Below are 21,608 nucleotides of genomic sequence, written 5' to 3'. Positions count from 1 at the left end.
TATAAAACTCCTTCTCGAGTAATTTCTATATTAATTATACTACAAATCCTAATAAAGATAGGCAGAACGTAAAATTTTAAATAAAATAATAAAATTTTATAGGTTTTTAAAAATTGAAGATTGGTATGGAAAAAAGTAGAGGAAATAGTGAATTATTTCTTGAAAGATTACATGTATTTACTCAAAGAAATTATGTATACTTAAAGCACATTCAATTTAAAGGAGGAAGAATATGAGAAACATGAAAAGATTTTCTGCATTGATGCTTGCTGCTGCTATGGTGGTTACATCAATGGCTGGCTGTGGATCCAGCACTTCAAACAAAGGTGCCGAGACAACGACCACAGAGAGCACAACAACTGATACTGCGGCAGCAGATACCGCTACAACAGAAACAACGGATGCTGCAACAGAGGAGGAAGTAACACTTACGTGGGCATTGTGGGATTTGGACCAGACAACATACTATCAGCCGCTTATTGATGCATATCAGGCAGCACATCCAAATGTTACAATCAAGACACTCGATTTAGGATCTACCGATTATATGACAGTATTGGCAACACAGCTTACAGGCGGAGACAGCACAATTGACGTTGCAACAATCAAGGATATTCCGGGATATGCAACACTCGTTGACAAAAATCAGCTTGAGCCGTTAAATAGCTACATTCAGGCGGAAGGCATTGATTTGGGCGCATACAGCGGTATTACCGACCAGATTAAGGTGGATGACGAGTTATATGCATTGCCGTTTAGAAGTGATTTCTGGGTTGTCTACTACAATAAGGCTTTATTTGATGCAGCAGGAGTGGATTATCCGACAAACGATATGACATTTGAGAAATATGATGAGCTGGCACGAGCAGTAGCAAATGATAAAGCAGGAACTGAAAAAGTATACGGTGCACATTATCATACATGGAGAAGTGCTGTTCAGTTATTTGGTATCTTAGATGGAAAAAATACAATCGTAGATGGCAATTATGAGTTCTTAAAGCCTTACTATGAAATGGTTTTAGGTGAGCAGAAGGACGGCATCGTTCAGGATTATGCAGCATTAAAGACTTCAAGCTTACATTATTCCGCAGCATTTTATCAGAATAATGTTGCAATGATGAACATGGGTACATGGTTTATTCCAACTTTAATCAAAGCAATCGATTCAGGTGAGTCACAGGCAACTGAGTGGGGAATTGTAAAATATCCTCATGCAGACGGTGTTGAACCGGGCTCTACTTTAGCAACCATCACATCATTGGCAGTAAGCAAGGCTTCCGAGAACAAAGAAGCAGCACTTGATTTTGTTAAATTTGTAACAGGTGAAGAGGGTGCAGCAATCATTGCTAGTACCGGAACATTCCCGGCAATTATGAGCGATCAGGTTATCAATACAATTTCTTCTATTGAAGGATATCCTTCAGATGACAGCTCTAAGGTTGCATTGCATACAGCAAATACATACTTAGAGATGCCTGTACATGAGAAGAGTTCAGAGATGGAGACAATCTTAAATGATGCTCATGACAACATTATGACAGGAAACGTTACAATTGATGAGGGTATTGCAGAGATGAACGAGCAGATTCAGGCTGTTCTTGCAAACTAATAATTGTTTTAAAAATTAAAATAATTAATACGATTAATACAATTGTTTGGACGGGCAGATTGTCCGTCCAAATTTATAAGAAGAACGTAGTAAAAAAGAGGAGTTATGTGATAAGAGGCAGGTTTACCGATGTATAAGTGAAAAAGAAAATATGCAGAAATGCTTGATGATACAGAGAGAAATTAAAGGAGGAGAAGCCATATTTAATTGGCTTTGTGAGAAATATGAATGAAAAGAAAAAAAGCGGTATCGTGATGTCAAAGCAGATGAGAAAAAATCTCGTTGCTTATTCCTTTATCCTTCCCAATTTCTTGGGCTTTGCAGTTTTTACCCTGGGGCCGGTCATTTTTGCCTTTATACTGGCATTTTTGGATTGGGACGGAAATAACCCAATGCAATTCGTGGGCTTTGATAATTTTATAAAACTATTTACGGACAGCAGATTTAAGGCGGCACTTATTAATACAATCGCGTATGTAATCGGAACGGTTCCGCTTACGCTCATAAGTGCACTTGCTTTGGCGGTAGTGCTGAACCAGAAGGTAAAGGGAAGAAACTTTTTCCGTACCGTGAGCTTTTTCCCGTATGTAGCTTCCCTTGTTGCGGTAGCTGCCGTGTGGAACATGATTTTTAACCCGGCAAGCGGTCCGATCAACATGATGCTGAACAAATTAGGTGTTGCAGCAGGAAACCTTCCGGGATGGGCAGCAGATAAGCACTGGGCAATGATTACGGTAATTTTATTCAGTGTTTGGAAGAGTATGGGATATTACATGGTAATCTACCTTGCGGGTCTGCAGGGAATCTCAGGTGAACTGTATGAGGCAGCAGGACTTGACGGAGCAAACAACTGGCAGAAATTTAAGAATATTACATGGCCGATGCTTTCTCCGACCACCTTCTTCGTTGTCATCATGCTTACGATTAACAGCTTTAAGGTATACGACCAGATTTATATGATTACACAGGGCGGACCGGGAACGTCAACGCTCGTGCTCGTATACCATATCTATAACGTGGCATTTAAAAATTGGGATTTGGGCTACGCGAGTGCAATTTCAATGGTTCTGTTCCTGCTTGTATTGATTGTTACAGTCATTCAGTTTAGGGGCGAAAAGAAATTTGTAAATTATTAGACAGGAGGAATTGAACCGTGGGAACAAAAAAGAAAAACAAAATAAACCGAGTATTTTTATATCTCTCATTAATTATTATTACATTAATTATGTTGCTGCCATTTGTATGGATGCTTTCCGCTTCTATTAAATTTAATAAGGATGTATTCGTATTTCCGATTGAATGGATACCGAGTCAGCCACAGTGGAGCAATTATGTGAAAATATGGACCAAGATACCGCTTTTGGTATTTATTAAAAATACCGCTAAGCTGACCATTATTGTTACGATTTTACAGCTTATCACGAGCAGCTTTGCGGCATACGCATTTGCAAAGCTTGACTTCAAAGGAAAAAATGCATTATTCTTAGGTTACATAGGAACGATAGCAGTACCTTGGCAGGTTTACATGGTGCCGCAGTTTATGATGATGCGTTCTTTCCAGTTAAATAACACACATTTAGCGATTATCTGCTTACAGGCATTCTCCGCCTTCGGTGTGTTTTTGATGAGACAGTTTTACCAGAGTGTACCCGATGAATTGTGTGAGGCGGCGAGAATTGACGGTATGAGCGAGTACCAGATATACGGAAAAATTATGCTTCCGCTGTCAAAACCGGCGCTGTCCACGCTGACCATCTTTACCTTCGTTGGAACCTGGAATGACTTCTTGGGACCGATGCTTTATTTGACAAAGGATGAGTTGAAGACAATCCAGATAGGACTTCGTATGTTTATCACCCAGTATTCTGCAGAATACGGTCTGATTATGGCTGCGTCCGTTGTTGTATTGATACCGGTTCTAATCGTATTCTTATCCTTGCAGAAGTATTTCGTGGAGGGTATTGCCTCGACGGGAATTAAGGGATAAGAGAAAGCAAGGAGGCAGAGAGATGTTTGAAAATAAACCAAAGATTACGGATGAGGAAGTTGCAGAGGCACTTGACTTTTGCTCAAAGCAGATTATTCAAAACTTAGGAGAATTTACGAAACAGTTTCAGAAGGCATACAGCGAGGGAGGCTTTTATAAGCCAATCGAAAATGATGATTGGACAACAGGGTTTTGGACAGGAGAAATCTGGCTTGCCTATGAATTTTGCAAGGATGAAAGGCTGAAGGAAGCAGCAAAAATTCAGATTGACAGCTTTTTACATCGCATTAATGAAAAAATAGCAGTGGATCATCACGATATGGGATTTTTATATTCCCCATCCTGTGTGGCAGGCTATAAGCTTATCCAGAGTCAAAACGGCAGGGAAGCGGCAATCAAGGCGGCAGACCAGCTTATCACAAGATATCATCCCATCGGTGAATTTATTCAGGCTTGGGGCTCTATGGATGAACCGGAAAATTATCGGCTTATCATCGACTGCCTGCTAAACCTTCCGTTGCTTTATTGGGCGAGCGAGGAGACAGGCGACAATAAATACCGCGAAATTGCCGAGAAGCATATTCATACCGCCATCGCAAATGTAATCCGTGAGGACTATTCGACGTGGCACACCTTCTTTTTTGATATGAAAACAGGAGAACCACACCACGGTGCAACCTGTCAGGGCTACCGCGACGGGTCAGCTTGGGCGAGAGGGCAGGCTTGGGGTGTCTATGGATGTGCACTCGCATACAAATACACAGGGGAAAAGGAATATATTGATATTTTCCGCAATGTGACAAGGTATTATCTGGAGCATCTTCCGGAGGATATGGTTCCGTACTGGGATTTGGAGTTTACGGATGGCTCGGGTGAGCCAAGAGATTCCTCCTCCGCGTCCATTGTATCCTGCGGGATGCTTGAAATGGCAAAGTATTTGGAGCAAGAAGAGGCAGACTATTATACGACTCTGGCAAGACGTATGATGAAGTCTTTAAAGGAGAATTATGCGGTGAAGAGCATGGAGGAGTCAAACGGGTTGGTACTTCACAGCACTTATTCCAACCATTCCCCTTACAACACCTGCAATCACTACGGTGTAGATGAATGCAATTCGTGGGGAGACTATTTTTATATGGAAGCGTTGACCAGATTGCATAAGGACTGGGATTTGTATTGGTAGAAATGTACAGGGCTGCTGCAAAATGAAATCATTTTGTGACAGCCTTGTTTTATGTGATAGGAGGAAAATGAGATGAGATTAGAGAGCAGAGAGAATTTTGAAGAATTACTCCTAAGTATTGTAAACCCTTTAAAGCTATATTACAGTGAAGGAAAGGCAGGGCTTCATTTAGGAGATACGGCAACGAGCTATGAGCAGGCGGCAATCCTTATGGAGGCTTTTTCAAGACCTCTTTGGGGCCTGGTTCCCTTATGGGCAGGCGGCACAGACAATGTCGATTTTGAGGAGATTTATAGGCAGGGACTTATCAACGGAACAAATCCAAAGCATAAAGAGTTCTGGGGAGGATTTAGAAAATTCGACCAGAAGTTTGTGGAGATGGCAGCGATCTCATATGGCTTGATTCTCACCCCTGAAAAGCTTTGGGACCCTTTGAGCGAGACGGAAAAAGAAAATCTGGCAAAATGGCTGTACGGTATCAATGAATATCAGCTTCCAATCTGCAACTGGATTTTGTTTGCTGTCTTGGTAAATGTTGCGCTGAAAAAGCTTGGAATGCCTTATGATAAAGAAAAGCTTGAATATTATTTAAACGGGGTCGAGGAATTTTACCTGGGAGACGGATGGTATCAGGACGGCGACTCTGAACAAAAGGATTATTATGTCTCCTTTGCCATTCATTTTTATTGTCTGTTCTACGCGAAGGTGATGGGAGAGGAAGACAAAGAGAGAAGCGAGAAATATAAGGAAAGGGCGATGCTGTTTGGAAAGACCTTCCTGTACTGGTTTGATGAGGACGGGGCGGCATTGCCGTTTGGACGCTCCTTAACCTATCGCTTTTCACAGGTGAGCTTTTGGTGTGCCTGCATGATTGCAGACGTGTATCCGGTTTCGATGGAGATTATGAAGGGATTGATTGCGAGACATCTAAACCATTGGCTCTCTTTCCCGATTTTTGACAGAGACCATGTATTGACAATCGGCTATGGCTACCCGAACTTAATTATGGGTGAGCGGTACAACGGTCCGGGTTCTCCGTATTGGAGCTTAAAGACGTTTGCTATTTTGATGCTTCCAAAAAATCACCCATTTTGGAGTGTAAAGGCGGCACCGATGCCAAAATTGGAGGAGAGAAAGCTGCTGAAGGAGGCGGATATGCTTATCGCTGCATACAAGGGACACACAACTGCCTACACACCCGGAAAATACAGCCCCTTCGGGCATGGGCAGACCCAGGCGAAATACGGCAAGTTTGCCTATGATACGAAGTTTGGCTTCAGTGTTGCCAAATCCTCCTTTGAGCTTCACGAAGCGGCACCTGACAGTATGCTTGCCTTTGTCATAAACGGGTATGTATATGTGAGAAGAATCAGCGAGAGCTTTGAGGTTAAGGAAGACCAAGTGATTTCACGCTGGTCCCCGTATGTAGGAATTACGGTGGAAACCACGATTATTCCGACAGAGGACGGACATATCAGAAAGCATCAGATAGAGAGTGAGATAGCATGTATTGCCTACGACTGTGGATTTTCCGTTCCGGCAGAGCCATCGCAGGAGCTTGTAACATACACGGATAAGGGGAAGGCAGGAGCCGAATATCACGGTGTAAGATGTGAGGTTTTTGGGAAAATTGAAGTGTCCGGAAAACAGATGCAGGCAGCAAAAGGAAATGAAGAAGCGGCAGGGGAATTTGGCGAGGTGGCAGGAGAAGTCATATACGCAGACCCGAATACGAACATTATTTATGCAAAGACTGTTATTCCGGCAGTAAAATACAGGATAACCAAGGGAGAGAGTTGCTTGGAGACTGTGGTTGTGGCAAAGCAAAACTAAGAACAGAGCAATAACAAGGAAGAAAAAAGTGCCCCCTCCTAACGGAGAGGGGCACTTTTCATATGATGGAGTATCTATTCGATTACCCTTGATATTCTACTACGTTTAACCACTGTGTCAGCATTTCCTTCTCGTCTGGGTTGCCCTTTTCAAGCTGAGTAGCGGCAACGATTGGAAGCCACTGCTGTACATACTGAATTGCGGTATCGCTCTTCTGGCAGAACAGCTTCATGTATTTCTTGGCAAGCTCTGCGTCCTGAAGAGTGAAGAGTAAATAACTTCTTGCTGCATCTGCGCTGGCATTTCCTTGGGTAGCGTGAGACCAGTCGATTACAAAATTACCTTTGTCGGACACAATAATGTTACTTGGATTGAAATCTCCATGGCAAACCTTGGTATGCTTTGGCATTCCGTCAAGTCTTGAGAGAAGTTCATACTTTGTGGAAGCGTCAATCTGCTTTGAATTCTGGATCTTTCTTGCAAATTTTTCCTTCTGTTTATTTAACAGAGGAGATTTCTTTGTGTGGATTTCTAACTGTAAGTCTACGAACTGCTCCAGATAGGTATCCACGTTTGCAGGATTTTCCTTTATTAACTCAGCCAATGTTTTACCTTTGATGTACTCCATTGTAATTGCCCATTTACCGTCGATTTTGGAAACCTCCAAAACCTTAGGAATGTTCAAACCGGTTTCCTCTATTCGAGATTGGTTCAGTGCTTCATTTAAAATGTCAGACTTTGGAAAATTCTCATCAAATACCTTTACAACGGTATCACCGGATTGGTAAACTGTTTTATTACTTCGTTTTGCAACTACATGTTCAAGTGTCATAATTAAGTCCTCCTTTATATAAATGTTAATATGTTTTAGTTTATAAATATTATACTACAATTTAACGAAATTGTATATATTTAACAAAAAAATATACAATATGATATAAAATACAGATAAATAACACAAAACACCTTAATTCTAGTCTATAAATAAAAGGAACCCATAGCGAGCGAGTTCCTTTTATTCATCTTATACATCGCTTTGTTCTTTAACAAAGTTTTAATCTAAAATCTTATTTTCCGTAGTATGTTTTTAAATAAATTTCTTTCAGTTCGCTCATCAACGGATATCTTGGGTTTGCACCGGTACACTGGTCATTAAATGCCTGCTCAACCATTTCATCCAAAGTAGCTAAGAAATCTTTTTCTTCGATACCATAATCTTTGATTGTTTTCTTGATACCAATCTTCACCTTTAAGTCTTCCAGTGCCTGAATGAATTTTTCTAATGTTTCATCATCATTCTTTCCAACAATACCAACGAAACGTGCTATTTCACAATATCTTTCTTTTGCATGCGGATACTGATACTGGGAGAAAGAACCCATTTTAGTAGGAATATCTACCGCATTGTAGCGAATTACTTCAGAAAGAACCAAAGCATTTGCAACACCGTGTGGTAAGTGGTGGAAAGCACCTAGCTTATGAGCAAGGGAATGGTTAATTCCAAGGAAGGCATTTGCAAAAGCCATACCTGCCATACAAGCAGCATCAGCCATTTTTTCTCTTGCAATCGGATCATTTGCACCGTTTTCGTAAGCGGAAGGCAAGTAACTAAATACATTCTTAATCGCCTTTAATGCAAGACCATCTGTATAGTCAGAAGCTAAGATAGATACATAGGCTTCAATTGCATGAGTCATAACGTCAATACCGGAAGCACTTGTTAAGCCTTTTGGCTGGTCCATTACGTTGTCTGTATCAATAATAGCCATGTTAGGCATTAATTCATAGTCAGCAAGAGGATATTTTACGCCTGTTTCTTCATCGGTAATAACAGCAAATGGTGTTACCTCAGAACCAGTTCCTGAAGAAGTCGGAATAGCTACAAAATAAGCTTTTTCGCCCATCTTAGGGAAGGTATATACTCTCTTACGAATATCCATGAATGTCATAGCCATTTTCATAAAGTCTGCTTCTGGGTGCTCATAAAGTACCCACATAATCTTTGCAGCATCCATTGCAGAACCACCACCAAGAGCGATAATTACATCCGGTTCAAAAGAAGCCATTGCTTTCGCACCCTCTTTTGCACAAGCAAGTGTTGGGTCTGGTGCTACTTCATAAAAAGAAGTATGTGCGATGCCCATAGCATCTAATTTATCTGTAATTGCTTTTGTGTATCCATTTTTGAAAAGGAAAGTATCGGTTACGATAAATGCTCTTTTCTTACCCATTATTGTGCCAAGCTCATCAAGTGCAATCGGCATACAACCTCTTTTAAAATATACCTTTTCAGGTGCTCTAAACCAAAGCATATTTTCTCTCCTCTCTGCAACTGTTTTAATATTCAGTAAGTGCTTTACACCAACGTTTTCAGAAACAGAGTTTCCGCCCCAAGAACCACAACCAAGTGTCAGAGATGGAGCTAATGCAAAGTTGTAAAGGTCACCGATACCGCCGTGTGCAGCAGGAGTATTTACTAAAATACGGCAAGTCTTCATAGCAGCAGCGTGCTGAGCCATTTTTTCTTTCTGAGCCGTGTGGATATAAAGAGAAGCGGTATGTCCGTATCCGCCGTCAGCTACAAGCTGCTCAGCTTTTGCAATTGCCTCATCATAGGTTTTTGCTCTGTACATTGCAAGAACCGGAGATAACTTCTCATGTGCAAATTCTTCCTCGATGTCAACGGATTCAACTTCACCGATGATAATCTTAGTAGCTACCGGTACGTCTACGCCGGCAAGCTTTGCAATTGTATGAGCACTCTGTCCAACAATTTTCGCGTTTAATGCGCCATTTATAATAATAGTTTTTCTTACCTTTTCAATTTCAGCAGGCTTTAAGAAATAGCAGCCTCTCACTTCAAACTCTTTCTTAACTGCATCATAAACTTTATCAAGTACAGTTACAGACTGCTCGGAAGCACAAATCATACCGTTGTCAAATGTCTTGGAGTGAATGATAGAGCTTACGGCAAGCTTAACATCTGCTGTATCATCAATGATAACAGGAGTGTTACCAGCACCAACACCAAGAGCCGGTTTACCGGAAGAGTAAGCAGCCTTAACCATTCCAGGACCGCCTGTTGCTAAAATGATATCAGCATTCTTCATAACTTCGTTTGTCAGTTCCAGTGACGGTACGTCAATCCATCCGATAATTCCTTCTGGAGCGCCAGCCTTAACAGCAGCTTCGAGTACGATTTTTGCAGCCTCAATGGTGCAGTTCTTTGCACGAGGATGTGGGGAAATAATAATTGCATTTCTTGTCTTTAAGGAAATTAAAGTTTTGAAAATTGCAGTTGAAGTTGGGTTTGTTGTCGGAATAACGGCAGCAATCAAACCGATTGGTTCAGCAACTTTTTTAATTCCAAAAGCATTATCTTCTTCTATAACACCGCAGGTCTTTGTATCCTTGTATGCGTTGTAAATATATTCAGCAGCATAGTGATTTTTGATAACCTTGTCTTCCGCGATACCCATTCCTGTCTCTTCAACAGCCATTTTTGCCAATGGGATTCTCTGCATGTTAGCAGCTACGGAAGCAGCGAAGAAAATTTTGTCCACCTGCTCCTGAGAATAAGTAGCAAATATCTTCTGAGCCTCTCTCATTTGTTCCATTTTTGCAAGTAGAGCATCAACGCTGTCTACTAAATTTGTTGCAGGTTCGTTTGATACTTGTTCTTTTTTTGCCATAAGTCATAACCTCCATGAATGATTTCATACCGTTAATAGTATAATAAATAAATCAAATTGATATTTTTTTAACAAACTCATTATACAACATTGTTAAAATAGTGTCAATGATTTCTGCTTAAAAAAACTACACAAAAAATAAACTTTAAAAAGGAATTTTATGTTAGAAAGTACCTACAAGCATACAGGTTAGTATGCCCGTAGTACAAGGAGAGTATGTATGGAGGCTGAGAGGCAAGATTAACGATACATATCAGCTAGAAACGCATTGCGGCTCATGCAGATTCCGCCCAGTAAAATAGACATATCCTGAAGCTTTGAGGGTACAATCGGACAAGATTTATGAATGTTACTTGTCAGGCAGGATTGAATCTCCTCTATAATATGAGGAAAGTTCATTGTGAAAGAGCTGTTAATTACAATGAGCTCCGGATTCAGCGTATTGATAATATTTCGAATTCCGATGGACATATATTTAACAAACAGTTTTATGATTTCGACAGAATATTCCTCTTTGTTTGTATAAAGTTTAACGAAATCGTCCGCTGTAATCATTGAAAGTCCTTTTTCAGCGGCAAGTTTTGATAAAAGTGCACGCTCTGAGGCGTACTGCTCAAAACAACCGTGGTTACCGCAAGGGCACAAAAGACCGTCTACCTCAATAATAGAATGGCCGAACTCACCGGCATAGCCGTTTAATCCGTGATAGAGGCTGCCATCTATCATAATGCCGAGACCGATACCTGAATGAACGCTGATACCGACCATATTTTTGATCGGATAATGGAAGGTATATTCGCCAAGGACAGAGAGATTTGCTTCATTTTCTACAAGAACCGGAACGTGAAAATAATCTGCAAGCTCCGTGGCAAAGTCAATGTCTGTGTAGGGAGAATAAGGGGTAAAGACTACTTTGTTGTGATTGGTAATACCGTGAATGCCGATGGTGATACCGACAATGCCATAATGTGACTGAGCCACGGCTGCAATCTGCTTTTCAATATACTGAATCAGAAGAGGAATAATATCTTTCTTCTTATTAGAAGAAGGATATTGCTTCAAAGAGCAGTCGCCGCCGCCTAAATGGGCAGACAGTACGCTGATATGGCTGGAGGAAACATCGACTGAAACGGCATAGGCACAGTCATAGCAGAAGGTCAAAAGCACAGGTTTTCGGCCCGAGGTGACATTTGCCGTTCCGATTTCTTCCACAAGTTTACGCTCCAAAAGATTCTGAACAATCGCAGAGATGGTTGCCTTCGTGAGTCCCAGTTCTTTTGCGATAGCGGCGCGCGAAATCGGTCCTTTTTCTATAATTAAGTTTGTGACCAGCGAGGTGTTGATATCGCGGATTAGTTCCTTACTTCCTGTTATCATGTCGAGTTCTCCTTCTTATATATCTTGACTGTATAGCGCTTTCGTATTATAATTATATCACAATTAGTTTAGTGAGTAAACTAATACCAAGGAATAAAGTTTTCGCACACGAAAAGGAGAAGGAAAAATGAAGAATATGCCGGAATTAAAATTGGGAATTGTAGCAGTAAGCCGTGACTGTTTTCCGATGACATTGTCAGAGGGAAGAAGAAAGGCAGTGGCAGCAGAGTATGGCAAAAGGGGAATTATCTATGAATGTCCAGTCGTGGTGGAGAGTGAGACGGACATGAAAAAGGCGCTGGCGGATGTGAACGAAGCAGGCTGTAATGCACTTGTTGTTTACCTCGGAAACTTCGGACCGGAGACACCCGAAACTCTTTTGGCAAAGTATTTTGACGGACCGGTTATGTTTGCGGCAGCAGCGGAAGAGACAGGCGACAACTTGATTCAGGGGCGTGGCGATGCATACTGCGGAATGTTAAATGCCAGCTATAACTTAAAGCTTAGAAATATCAAAGCATACATACCGGAATATCCGGTGGGCGACGCAGAGGACGTTGCAAAAATGATTGAGGAGTTTGAGCCGATTGCAAAGGCAATAATCGGACTGAACAACTTAAAAATCATCAGCTTCGGACCACGTCCGCAGGACTTCCTTGCCTGTAACGCACCGATTAAGCAGTTATATAACCTCGGCGTTGAGATAGAGGAAAACTCAGAGCTTGACTTGTTTGAAGCGTTTAACAAGCACGCAGGGGATGAGCGTATTCCGGCAGTGGTAAAGAGCATGGAGGAGGAGCTTGGCGAGGGCAACATGAAGCCGGAAATTCTTCCAAAGCTTGCACAGTATGAGATTACCTTATTGGATTGGGTGGAGGCACACAAAGGCTCCAGGGATTATGTTGCGATTGCAGGAAAATGCTGGCCAGCTTTCCAGACACAGTTTGGTTTTGTGCCTTGTTATGTAAACAGCCGTCTGACAGCTATGGGAATTCCGGTATCCTGTGAGGTAGATATTTACGGTGCACTAAGCGAGTTTATCGGAACAGTGGTATCGGACGATACGGTTACTCTGCTTGATATCAACAACACAGTTCCAAAGGATATGTACAATTCAGAAATCAAAGGAAAATACGACTACACCTTACAGGATACTTTTATGGGCTTCCACTGCGGAAACACAGCTTCGGGCAAATTATCTTTCTGTTCTATGAAATATCAGCTTATCATGGCAAGAAGTTTGCCGGAGGAAGTGACACAGGGAACGCTCGAGGGAGATATCATGCCGGGAGAAATCACCTTTTTCAGATTGCAGAGTACTGCAGATGCAAAGCTTCGCGGCTACATTGCCCACGGTGAGGTATTGCCGGTTGCAACCCGTTCCTTCGGAGGTATCGGTGTATTTGCAATTCCTGAAATGGGAAGATTTTACCGTCACGTATTGATTGAAGGAAACTATCCTCACCATGGTGCTGTTGCCTTCGGACATTACGGAAAGGCACTGTATGAGGTATTCAAATACATCGGTGTAGAGGTAGAAGAAATCGGCTTTAATCAACCAAAAACGATGCTTTATAAAACAGAAAACCCATTCGCATAGGAGGTAGCTATGTTATATATCGGAGTAGATTTAGGAACCTCTGCAGTTAAGCTTATCTTAATGGAAGCAGATGGAACAATCAAAAATGTGGTATCAAAAGAATATCCTCTTTATTTTCCAAACCCGGGCTGGTCTGAGCAAAAGCCGGAAGACTGGTGGAAGGGTGTTACAGAGGGAATTAAGGAATTGACAGCTCAGGTTGACAAAAGTCAGGTGGCTGGAATCAGCTTTGGCGGACAGATGCATGGACTTGTGATTTTAGACGGTGAGGATAATGTGATTCGCCCTGCAATTCTTTGGAATGACGGAAGAACAGGAAAAGAGACGAACTACCTAAATGAAGTGATTGGAAAAGAGAAGCTTTCCGCGTACACGGCAAATATTGCCTTTGCGGGCTTTACGGCACCAAAGCTTCTGTGGGTGAAGGCAAATGAGCCGGAGAATTTTGAAAAAATAAGCAAAATTATGCTTCCGAAGGATTACATTGCGTATATGCTTTCCGGTGTTCATTGCAGTGATTACTCAGATGCCTCCGGCATGCTTTTGATGGATGTAAAAAATAAATGTTGGTCGAACGAAATGCTTGAAATCTGCTCCGTTACAGAGGAGCAAATGCCAAAGCTCTTTGAAAGCTATGACGCGGTAGGAACCCTAAAGCCTGAAATTGCAAAGGAGCTTGGCTTGCCGGAAAACTGTAAAATTGTTGCCGGAGCAGGTGACAATGCGGCAGCGGCTGTCGGAACCGGAACGGTCGGCGACGGAAGATGTAACATTTCACTCGGAACATCCGGAACCATATTTATTTCCAGCAAGGCTTTTGGCGTAGATGCAAACAATGCATTGCATGCGTTTGCCCATGCGGACGGAAATTATCATCTGATGGGCTGTATGCTGAGTGCGGCGTCCTGCAACAAGTGGTGGATGGACGGCATCATCGGGACAAAGGAATATGCGAAGGAGCAGGCAGAGATTACAAAGCTTGGTGAAAATCAAGTGTACTTCCTTCCGTACTTGATGGGAGAGCGCTCCCCGCACAATAATCCGGACGCGCGAGGAACGTTTATCGGCATGACGATGGACACGACAAGAGCTGATATGACGCAGGCGGTACTGGAAGGTGTTGCCTTTGCAATCCGCGATTCGTTTGAGGTTGCCAAGTCACTCGGCATTCAAATCGAGAGAACAAAAATCTGCGGCGGCGGTGCAAAAAGTCCGCTCTGGAAAAAAATCATTGCCAATGTGCTAAATCTCAAGGTAGATGTCATTGAGAGCGAAGAAGGACCTGCACTCGGAAGTGCCATGCTTGCGGCAGTGGCAAACAAAGAATATGCTTCTGTGGAGGAAGCGGCAGAAAAAATCGTAAAGGTAGTCGATACGATTGAGCCGACACCGGAGCTTGTCTCAAAGTATGACGAGAAGTATCATAAATTCAAACAGATTTATCCTACGGTGAAGGGACTGTTTGATGTTTTGAAGTAGGAAAGTTAAAGCTGGATAGTAAAGAGTAAATGCCAAAAACCTGCAAGAGTAATTGTTCTTGCAGGTTTTCGGCGTTTTTCATATCATATAAATTTATTTCTCACATCCAGAAAAATGCCAAAATGACAGCACTCCAATCGGTATAAAATATACACACCAAAAGATTAAGACAGAGGTTCCTATCTGCGCACCTCCCTCCATGCCTGCATGAAACAATCCAAGCAGTGGCATGATAAAACAGGAAATAAAAAAGACGCCGTGTATTAACAAGAGTGCTTTCAGCCATTTATCGGATTTGGAGGCAGCGTCGATAGTCAGACCTGCAAAAAAGGTAGCTAGCGACATCAAAGCGTAGCCTAACATGTCGCAATTAAAAAATAATCCAAACTGCTCAAAATCCAAGATAGCGGATGCCTGTTCTGACAGACCGCCAGCCCTTACGGTTGTTATCTGTGTGAAATAAATAAAAGAGTTGATGGCTGCATACATAACCGCAAAACCTACAGCCGAGCTTCCAGCCACCTTAGCTTCTTCTTTTGTATAAAAAGAAAATGTACACATCATAATGACAAAGCTGAACGCAATGAAGATTGAAGTCAAATAGCTGGTAAAAGAATTTCCAAGCAGCATTGATAATGCGAATCCTCCGACCGCAATCACATTGACAATGGATGCGGTCATTCCTATTTTTCTGTTCATAAAGAGTGCTCCTTCCTCATTCCCTCAAAGAGAAGATTGACCAATGTTTTTATATAAGCAGCCCGGTCTGCCTGCTGCGTAAAATCATAGCAGAGCAGACTCTTAGCAGCAGTGCCGCTTAGAAAAGCTGTCTGCATGGCAGATGTAAGAACAAAGGAGAATAGCGGTTTGTCTTTCTCCTCAATATCCTTTGTAAGTGCAAGCATAAAGCCCCTCTGCGTGGACAGAGAGTTGCAGCCCAAAGTATAATGTTCGAAGTCCCCTAAAATAGAGATGCGGGAAATTGCAGGATGCTCAAAAAGAAAATCAAAAACATAGGTCGCCCAGGCAGTCAGGCGTTCCTGATCCGTGGTATATTCCTTTTCCATATGAAAGCCTGCGACTACCTTTCCGATAATTCGCTGGACACAAATGGTAATCAGATTTTCCTTACTTTTGAAGTGATAATTGACTAGCCCCAATCCGATACCGGCTTTTTCCGCAATCATGCGGGTAGTAATATTCTTGATTTCCCCATCGTTTTGTTCAATTAATTCGGTTGCTACTTCGATGATGTTTTCTTTCATGTTTGGTGTCTTTTTCATATTAACCTCCTGAACACTGTTCAAATAAATTATACTGAACAGCGTTCAATAAGTCAATATATAAATAACTTTTCTAACTGACATATTTCATTTCTTGCTTGCCTCAAAAGTAAATAAAGAAGAAAATATTTTATAAATAATTAAGAATTACAAAATGGTACCTATGATACAATAAAAAGATACCATAGATAAAAAGGAAAAAGTTAAGATGTTTAAGTTTGACCAAATCGGAAAAAAGATTGGAGTATTGGTAGCATTTATTATTGTTATCGTATTGATTGGCATTTCGGTTTTTAATTACATTGTATCCAGAAATGAAATTGAAAAATCGAGTAAAATCATACTTGAAAATGCGGTGGAAACAGCCATGTCGGAGGTGAACCGCAATTATGTTTACATACAGGAGGGCTGGATGACCGAGGAAAATGCAAAGAGTGCATCCATTCAGTCCATTGAGTCATTAAATGAGATTTCGGCAGAGATAAAAGCTGACGCCACATCAGCAGCAACAACAGATCAGACGGATGCTGTGGCTTCGGCGACAGAGTCCTCTGAAAATGCACAGCATATCTTGGATTTAGGAGAGTCAGGCTACTTTTTTATTGTAAATTCCCAAGGAGATATTGTATCGCATCCTTTTTTAGAAGGTAATATCAACGAATTAAAATCTACAGAGGGGGATTATATTGTTCAAAAGCTAGTCGAATTGGCGAAAGCAGGCGGAGGAATTATTAATTATTCTCTGAGTAGCGAGAGTAGCAGTATAGAAGACAGCAAAACAGTTGTTTCTAGATATTTTCCATACTGGGACTGGACTGTTTGCGCTGTGATATATGACAGAGATTTTTACAGCGGCAGCAGTGCCATCCTAAAAAATAATTTAATAGCAATACCGGTTATCATGTTTTTTGCGATGGGTTTGGTAGCTGTCCTGGCATACCGGATAACAAAGCCGATTAAACTGATTGCGCGCACCTTACATAAGGTATCAGAGGGAGATTTGGTACAGGAAAAAATTGTGGTAAAGTCAAAGGATGAGACAAAGCTGCTGGCAGATTCCGTAAATCGTTTGCTGGATAGCTTCAACGAAATTGTACAGTCAATGACGACATCCAGCCAACAGCTCAATCAATTTGCAACAGATTTAAATCAGTCTTCCAATATAGTATCTAAGAGTACGGAGGAAGTAACAACAGCAATTACTAATATGGCAGCTCAAATAGAAATCCAGAATACCAAAACGCTTGATACCGTTCAGAGTGTCACATCTTTGGGTGAGGACATAAAATATGCGGCGGAGGAAGGCCGAAGAATTGAATCTGTGGCAGAAAGCAATTTAAAGTATAAGGAAGAGGGAATAACATCAGTCTCCCACCTAAAGGCAGCGAATTTGAAAAATCAGGAAAATTCTGCCGAGATAGAGAAAATAATAATGAACATTGCCGATACATCTGGGGACATAGGAGAAATAACATCACTGATAACAAATGTTGCAAGCCAGACAAATCTTTTAGCACTGAATGCCAGCATTGAAGCAGCCAGAGCAGGAGAGCACGGGGTGGGCTTTGCGGTAGTGGCAGAAGAAATAAGAGCGCTTGCCAATGAGACGGCAGCAGCGGCGGACAATATTAGGGGCAAAATTGCTCAGATGCAGAGCCAGTCAGAAGAAGCGGTACATTTCATCGGAATTAATAAATCAGGTGTTGAAAAAATTGATGAAACAGTCCAGCAGGCAGAGTATGTCATTGAGAAGATTGGGGAAGGCTTGCAGCAGCAGAGAGAGGGCATCAAAGAAATAGTTCGTGGGAATATGGAAACCAACCGCAAGAAAAACAATGTGATTGAGCTATTGCAGGAGGTAGCAGATGTATCCATCGAAAATACAGCTTCCACAGAAGAAATTTCAGCCAATGCAGAAGAGCAGTCTACCATTTTGGCAGAGGTATCGGCAAATATCTCAAATCTTCATGGTATGGTGCAGGATTTAAACGCCATTATCAACCGGTTCCGGATTAGATAGTAAACAGGCGGTGAAGAAACGTTTCTAAAGAGAAGAGGAAAGTACTTGCAGGATTTTCTATTTTAAATCCCGCAAGTACTTTTTTGTATAAATTGCATAAAAATGAAATGCAATTTCTGGATAAAAGATATAAATTATGCAAAGACTATTGCAATCAAAACATAGTTATGGTAATATTAATTCAAGGTTACCGAAAACGTTACCGATAACGCTACCGAAAGCGTTACCATACTAGCAGATACGGTAAATCTGAGTAATGTTTCTACATAGTTTTCGGCGTTAAGTAAGGGACTTGACGCAGAGCAATCAATCGAGAGAGAGAGGGTAAACAAATATGAAGAAGTTTAAGAAATTAACAGCACTTGCCATGTCAGCAACTATGATGGCAGCTTTGCTTGCAGGCTGTGGAAGTTCGGCAAATGAATCCACAAGCACAAGTGACGCGACAACAACGGAATCTACAAGCGAACCAGCGGCAGATGAGACGAAGGATGAGGCAGCTACAGCGGCAGCCGGAGAAATCTATTTCCTGAATTTTAAGCCTGAAATCGCGGACGTATATGATCAAATTGCAACCAGATACGAGGCAGAGACCGGAGTTAAGGTAAAGGTTGTAACAGCAGCGAGCGGAACCTACGAGACAACATTGAAATCTGAGATTGCAAAATCAGATGCACCGACTATTTTCCAGATTAACGGACCGGTAGGATATGAGTCATGGAAAGATTACTGTGCAGATTTAAGCGCTACTGATTTATATAGCAGCTTGTCAGATAAGAGTCTTGCAGTTACAGAAGGTGACGGAGTATACGGTATTCCATATGCAGTAGAGGGATATGGTATCATCTATAACGATGAGATTATGCAGAAATATTTTGCACTGTCCGATAAGGCAGTGAGCATTTCCGCAGCGACAGAGATTAAAGATTTTGCTACATTAAAGGCAGTTGTAGAAGATATGACAGCACATGCAGCAGACTTAGGTATTGACGGAGTTTTTGCAAATACCTCTTTAGCAGAGGGTAACCAGTGGAGATGGCAGACACACTTAGCTAACTTACCGCTGTATTATGAATTTGCAGATAACAAAGATTTCGAGAACAGTGTTTTGGCAGGACTTGCAGCAGATGAAATCGAATTCAAATATGCAGATAACTACAAGAACATTTTTGATTTATACATCAACAACTCAACTGTTGCACCTACCCTGTTGGGAGCTAAGACAGTAGATGATTCCATGGCAGAATTTGCTTTAGGAAAATGTGCAATGGTTCAGAACGGTAACTGGGCTTGGTCTCAGATTAACGGAGTTGACGGAAACATCGTAAAGGCAGAAAGCATCAAATACTTACCTATCTACACAGGTGTTGCAGGGGAAGAGAATCAGGGACTTTGCGTTGGTACAGAGAACTATTTTGCAATCAACAGCCAGGTATCTCCAGAGAAGCAGCAGGCTTCCATTGATTTCTTGAACTGGTTATTCTCAAGTGAGACAGGAAAGAGCTTTGTGGCAAACGATTTAGGATTTATTGCACCATTTACTACTTTTGCTGATGATGAAAAACCATCTGATCCGTTAGCAAGAGAAGTGCTTTCATGGATGGAAAACGGCACAACATCAGTAGCGTGGACATTTGCAGCATTCCCAAGTGAAGAGTTCAAAAACTACTTCGGAAGTGCACTGTTAGAGTATGCACAGGGAAGCAACACATGGGATAATGTAGTTACAGTTGTAAAAGATTCTTGGGCATCAGAAAGAGCAGCAGCAAAATAATATATGAGTGATATCATATTTACTATAATGGTGGGTCAGAGCCTTGCTCGGCTCACCATTTAGACTTAGATAGGAGAGATTTTATGGAAAAGACATTAAAAAAATATTTTCCGATTTTTGCACTACCCACATTAATCGCTTTTACCATTGCTTTTATAGTGCCATTTATTTTAGGTGTGTATTTATCTTTTTGTGAATTTACAACTGTCACAAATGCAAAATTTGTCGGATTTGACAACTATATAAAGGCATTTAGCACGAATGCAGAATTCATAAATGCTTTATGGTTTACGGTTAGATTTACCGTGATTGCAGTAGTTACAATCAATGTATTTGCTTTTTTACTTGCCTTGCTTTTGACAAAAGAAATCAAGGGAACGAATGGTTATCGAACAGTATTTTTCATGCCAAACTTGATTGGCGGTATTGTATTGGGATATATATGGCAGTTGATTATTAACGGCGTTTTATATAAATTTCAGGTTACATTGACGTTTAGTGAGAAATATGGCTTTTGGGGCTTAGTTATTCTAATGAATTGGCAATTAATCGGCTACATGATGATTATCTATATAGCAGGAATACAAAATGTTTCAGGTGATTTGATTGAGGCAGCAAAAATAGATGGCGCAAATAAGATACAGACTCTGTTTAAGATTACGATACCGATGGTAATGCCATCCATCACAATCTGTCTGTTTTTGACACTTTCAAATTCCTTTAAGCTTTTCGACCAGAACCTTGCGTTGACAGCCGGTGCCCCGTCCAAAAAAACGACGATGCTGGCGCTCGATATTTACAATACCTTCTATGGCAGAACAGGTTTTGAAGGAGTTGGTCAGGCGAAGGCGGTTGTATTCTTTATGGTGGTTGCAGCAATTGCAATTACTCAGCTTGTACTAACAAGAAAGAGGGAGGTTGAAAGCTAATGGATACTAGTATAAGAACGAAAAATAATTACGGATTGACAGCTTTGCTGACCTTTTTATCCCTTGCATTTTTAGCACCTATTCTCATTGTATTTTACAACTCCTTTAAGGGAAAGTTATATATCAGTGATGCACCTTTCCAGCTTCCTACGTCGGGAACTTTTGTAGGACTTGATAACTATGTGGCGGGAATTGTAAAAATCGGATTTATTAAGGCGTTTGGCTGGTCACTATTTATTACAATATTTTCGGTAGCAGCGATTGTGTTATTTACGTCCATGACCGGTTGGTGGATTACGAGAGTAAAGTCAAAATTTACAACGGCTCTCTACTTTATGTTTGCATTTTCCATGATTGTACCGTTCCAGATGGTTATGTTTCCAATGGTAAAAATAGCAAATATCTTGCATCTGGACAATCCAATCGGTATTATAGTAGTATATTTGGGCTTTGGTGCGGGACTTTCCGTATTCATGTTCAGTGGTTTTGTAAAATCAATGCCTCTTGAGATTGAGGAGGCGGCGATGATTGATGGATGTACTCCGATACACACGTTTTTCAGGGTAGTACTTCCCATATTGAAGCCTACGGCGATCACCGTCGCAATCTTAAATACCATGTGGATTTGGAACGATTACTTACTTCCATACCTCTTAATTGGAAGCAACTATAAGACAATTCCTGTTGCGATTCAATATTTGAGAGGCGGCTATGGTGCAGTTGATATGGGAGCAATGATGGCAATGCTTGTACTTGCGATAATTCCGATTATCATATTTTATCTGACATGCCAAAAATACATTGTAAAGGGTGTTATCTCCGGAGCAGTTAAGGGATAGGAT

General features: G+C 41.3%; 16 protein-coding genes. 11 read left to right on the top strand and 5 right to left on the bottom strand.

What is annotated here, in order from left to right; all coding sequences use genetic code 11:
• Positions 1-232: 232 nt before the first annotated feature.
• From CTY48_RS13960 to CTY48_RS13940, 5 genes are all read left to right on the top strand, one after another.
• The gene (locus CTY48_RS13960; RefSeq protein WP_099469085.1) at positions 233-1,609 is read left to right on the top strand and encodes an ABC transporter substrate-binding protein; all 1,377 of its coding nucleotides are present in this window, start codon (positions 233-235) and stop codon (positions 1,607-1,609) included.
• A 224-nt stretch (positions 1,610-1,833) separates the two neighbouring features.
• Complete coding sequence (locus tag CTY48_RS13955; protein ID WP_099469084.1) at positions 1,834-2,745, top strand: carbohydrate ABC transporter permease; 912 nt, start codon at positions 1,834-1,836, stop codon at positions 2,743-2,745.
• An 89-nt stretch (positions 2,746-2,834) separates the two neighbouring features.
• Entirely contained in the window at positions 2,835-3,596 is a 762-nt protein-coding gene (locus tag CTY48_RS13950) for a carbohydrate ABC transporter permease (RefSeq protein WP_099470172.1), read from the top strand.
• A gap of 22 nt (positions 3,597-3,618) precedes the next feature.
• The gene (locus CTY48_RS13945; protein ID WP_099469083.1) at positions 3,619-4,779 is read left to right on the top strand and encodes a glycoside hydrolase family 88 protein; all 1,161 of its coding nucleotides are present in this window, start codon (positions 3,619-3,621) and stop codon (positions 4,777-4,779) included.
• Between the two features lie 72 nt (positions 4,780-4,851).
• Positions 4,852-6,612: a DUF2264 domain-containing protein gene (locus CTY48_RS13940; protein WP_099469082.1), complete on the top strand. Its 1,761-nt coding sequence runs from the start codon at positions 4,852-4,854 to the stop codon at positions 6,610-6,612.
• Between the two features lie 82 nt (positions 6,613-6,694).
• Here the strand turns inward: CTY48_RS13940 and CTY48_RS13935 are convergent, their stop codons facing one another.
• From CTY48_RS13935 to CTY48_RS13925, 3 genes are all read right to left on the bottom strand, one after another.
• The gene (locus CTY48_RS13935; RefSeq protein ID WP_099469081.1) at positions 6,695-7,444 is read right to left on the bottom strand and encodes a phosphotransferase; all 750 of its coding nucleotides are present in this window, start codon (positions 7,442-7,444) and stop codon (positions 6,695-6,697) included.
• Positions 7,445-7,679: 235 nt separating this feature from the next.
• Positions 7,680-10,304 (bottom strand): bifunctional acetaldehyde-CoA/alcohol dehydrogenase, encoded by a 2,625-nt coding sequence (adhE, locus tag CTY48_RS13930; RefSeq protein ID WP_099469080.1) that lies wholly within the window; start codon positions 10,302-10,304, stop codon positions 7,680-7,682.
• Positions 10,305-10,544: 240 nt separating this feature from the next.
• Positions 10,545-11,681 (bottom strand): ROK family transcriptional regulator, encoded by a 1,137-nt coding sequence (locus tag CTY48_RS13925; protein ID WP_099469079.1) that lies wholly within the window; start codon positions 11,679-11,681, stop codon positions 10,545-10,547.
• Between the two features lie 127 nt (positions 11,682-11,808).
• Between CTY48_RS13925 and CTY48_RS13920 the strand changes: the two genes are divergently transcribed.
• Both CTY48_RS13920 and xylB read left to right on the top strand, forming a co-directional pair.
• Positions 11,809-13,281 carry an L-fucose/L-arabinose isomerase family protein gene (locus tag CTY48_RS13920; RefSeq protein WP_099469078.1) on the top strand — a complete coding sequence of 491 codons (1,473 nt, stop codon included), beginning with the start codon at positions 11,809-11,811 and terminating at the stop codon, positions 13,279-13,281.
• A 9-nt stretch (positions 13,282-13,290) separates the two neighbouring features.
• Positions 13,291-14,760, top strand: a complete 1,470-nt coding sequence (gene xylB, locus CTY48_RS13915) for a xylulokinase (protein ID WP_099469077.1) — start codon at positions 13,291-13,293, stop codon at positions 14,758-14,760.
• 93 nt (positions 14,761-14,853) lie between these two features.
• On the opposite strand, the gene CTY48_RS13910 is transcribed toward xylB, so the two are convergent.
• Both CTY48_RS13910 and CTY48_RS13905 read right to left on the bottom strand, forming a co-directional pair.
• On the bottom strand, positions 14,854-15,459 hold the full coding sequence (locus CTY48_RS13910) for a hypothetical protein (protein WP_099469076.1): 606 nt from the start codon (positions 15,457-15,459) through the stop codon (positions 14,854-14,856).
• Positions 15,456-16,043, bottom strand: coding sequence for a TetR/AcrR family transcriptional regulator (locus CTY48_RS13905; RefSeq protein WP_099469075.1), 588 nt, complete (start codon positions 16,041-16,043; stop codon positions 15,456-15,458). The genes CTY48_RS13910 and CTY48_RS13905 overlap by 4 nt, the downstream gene beginning before the upstream one ends.
• A 208-nt stretch (positions 16,044-16,251) precedes the next feature.
• Here CTY48_RS13905 and CTY48_RS13900 point away from each other — a divergent pair, with 208 nt between their 5' ends.
• The 4 genes from CTY48_RS13900 to CTY48_RS13885 all read left to right on the top strand — a co-directional run bounded on the left by CTY48_RS13900 (position 16,252) and on the right by CTY48_RS13885 (position 21,605).
• Entirely contained in the window at positions 16,252-18,063 is a 1,812-nt protein-coding gene (locus CTY48_RS13900) for a methyl-accepting chemotaxis protein (protein ID WP_099469074.1), read from the top strand.
• A 334-nt stretch (positions 18,064-18,397) separates the two neighbouring features.
• Positions 18,398-19,837: an ABC transporter substrate-binding protein gene (locus tag CTY48_RS13895; protein WP_099469073.1), complete on the top strand. Its 1,440-nt coding sequence runs from the start codon at positions 18,398-18,400 to the stop codon at positions 19,835-19,837.
• Positions 19,838-19,920: 83 nt separating this feature from the next.
• The gene (locus CTY48_RS13890; protein ID WP_099469072.1) at positions 19,921-20,766 is read left to right on the top strand and encodes a carbohydrate ABC transporter permease; all 846 of its coding nucleotides are present in this window, start codon (positions 19,921-19,923) and stop codon (positions 20,764-20,766) included.
• Positions 20,766-21,605, top strand: coding sequence for a carbohydrate ABC transporter permease (locus CTY48_RS13885; protein WP_099469071.1), 840 nt, complete (start codon positions 20,766-20,768; stop codon positions 21,603-21,605). The genes CTY48_RS13890 and CTY48_RS13885 overlap by 1 nt, the downstream gene beginning before the upstream one ends.
• The last annotated feature ends 3 nt before the right edge of the window (positions 21,606-21,608 follow it).

The sequence above is a fragment of the Konateibacter massiliensis genome (genome assembly GCF_900184995.1).
GTDB classification, from domain to species: domain Bacteria; phylum Bacillota; class Clostridia; order Lachnospirales; family Lachnospiraceae; genus Lachnotalea; species Lachnotalea massiliensis.
The sequence above is the reverse complement of the archived record's forward strand: the minus strand, read 5'-3'. Positions and strand labels throughout refer to the sequence as shown.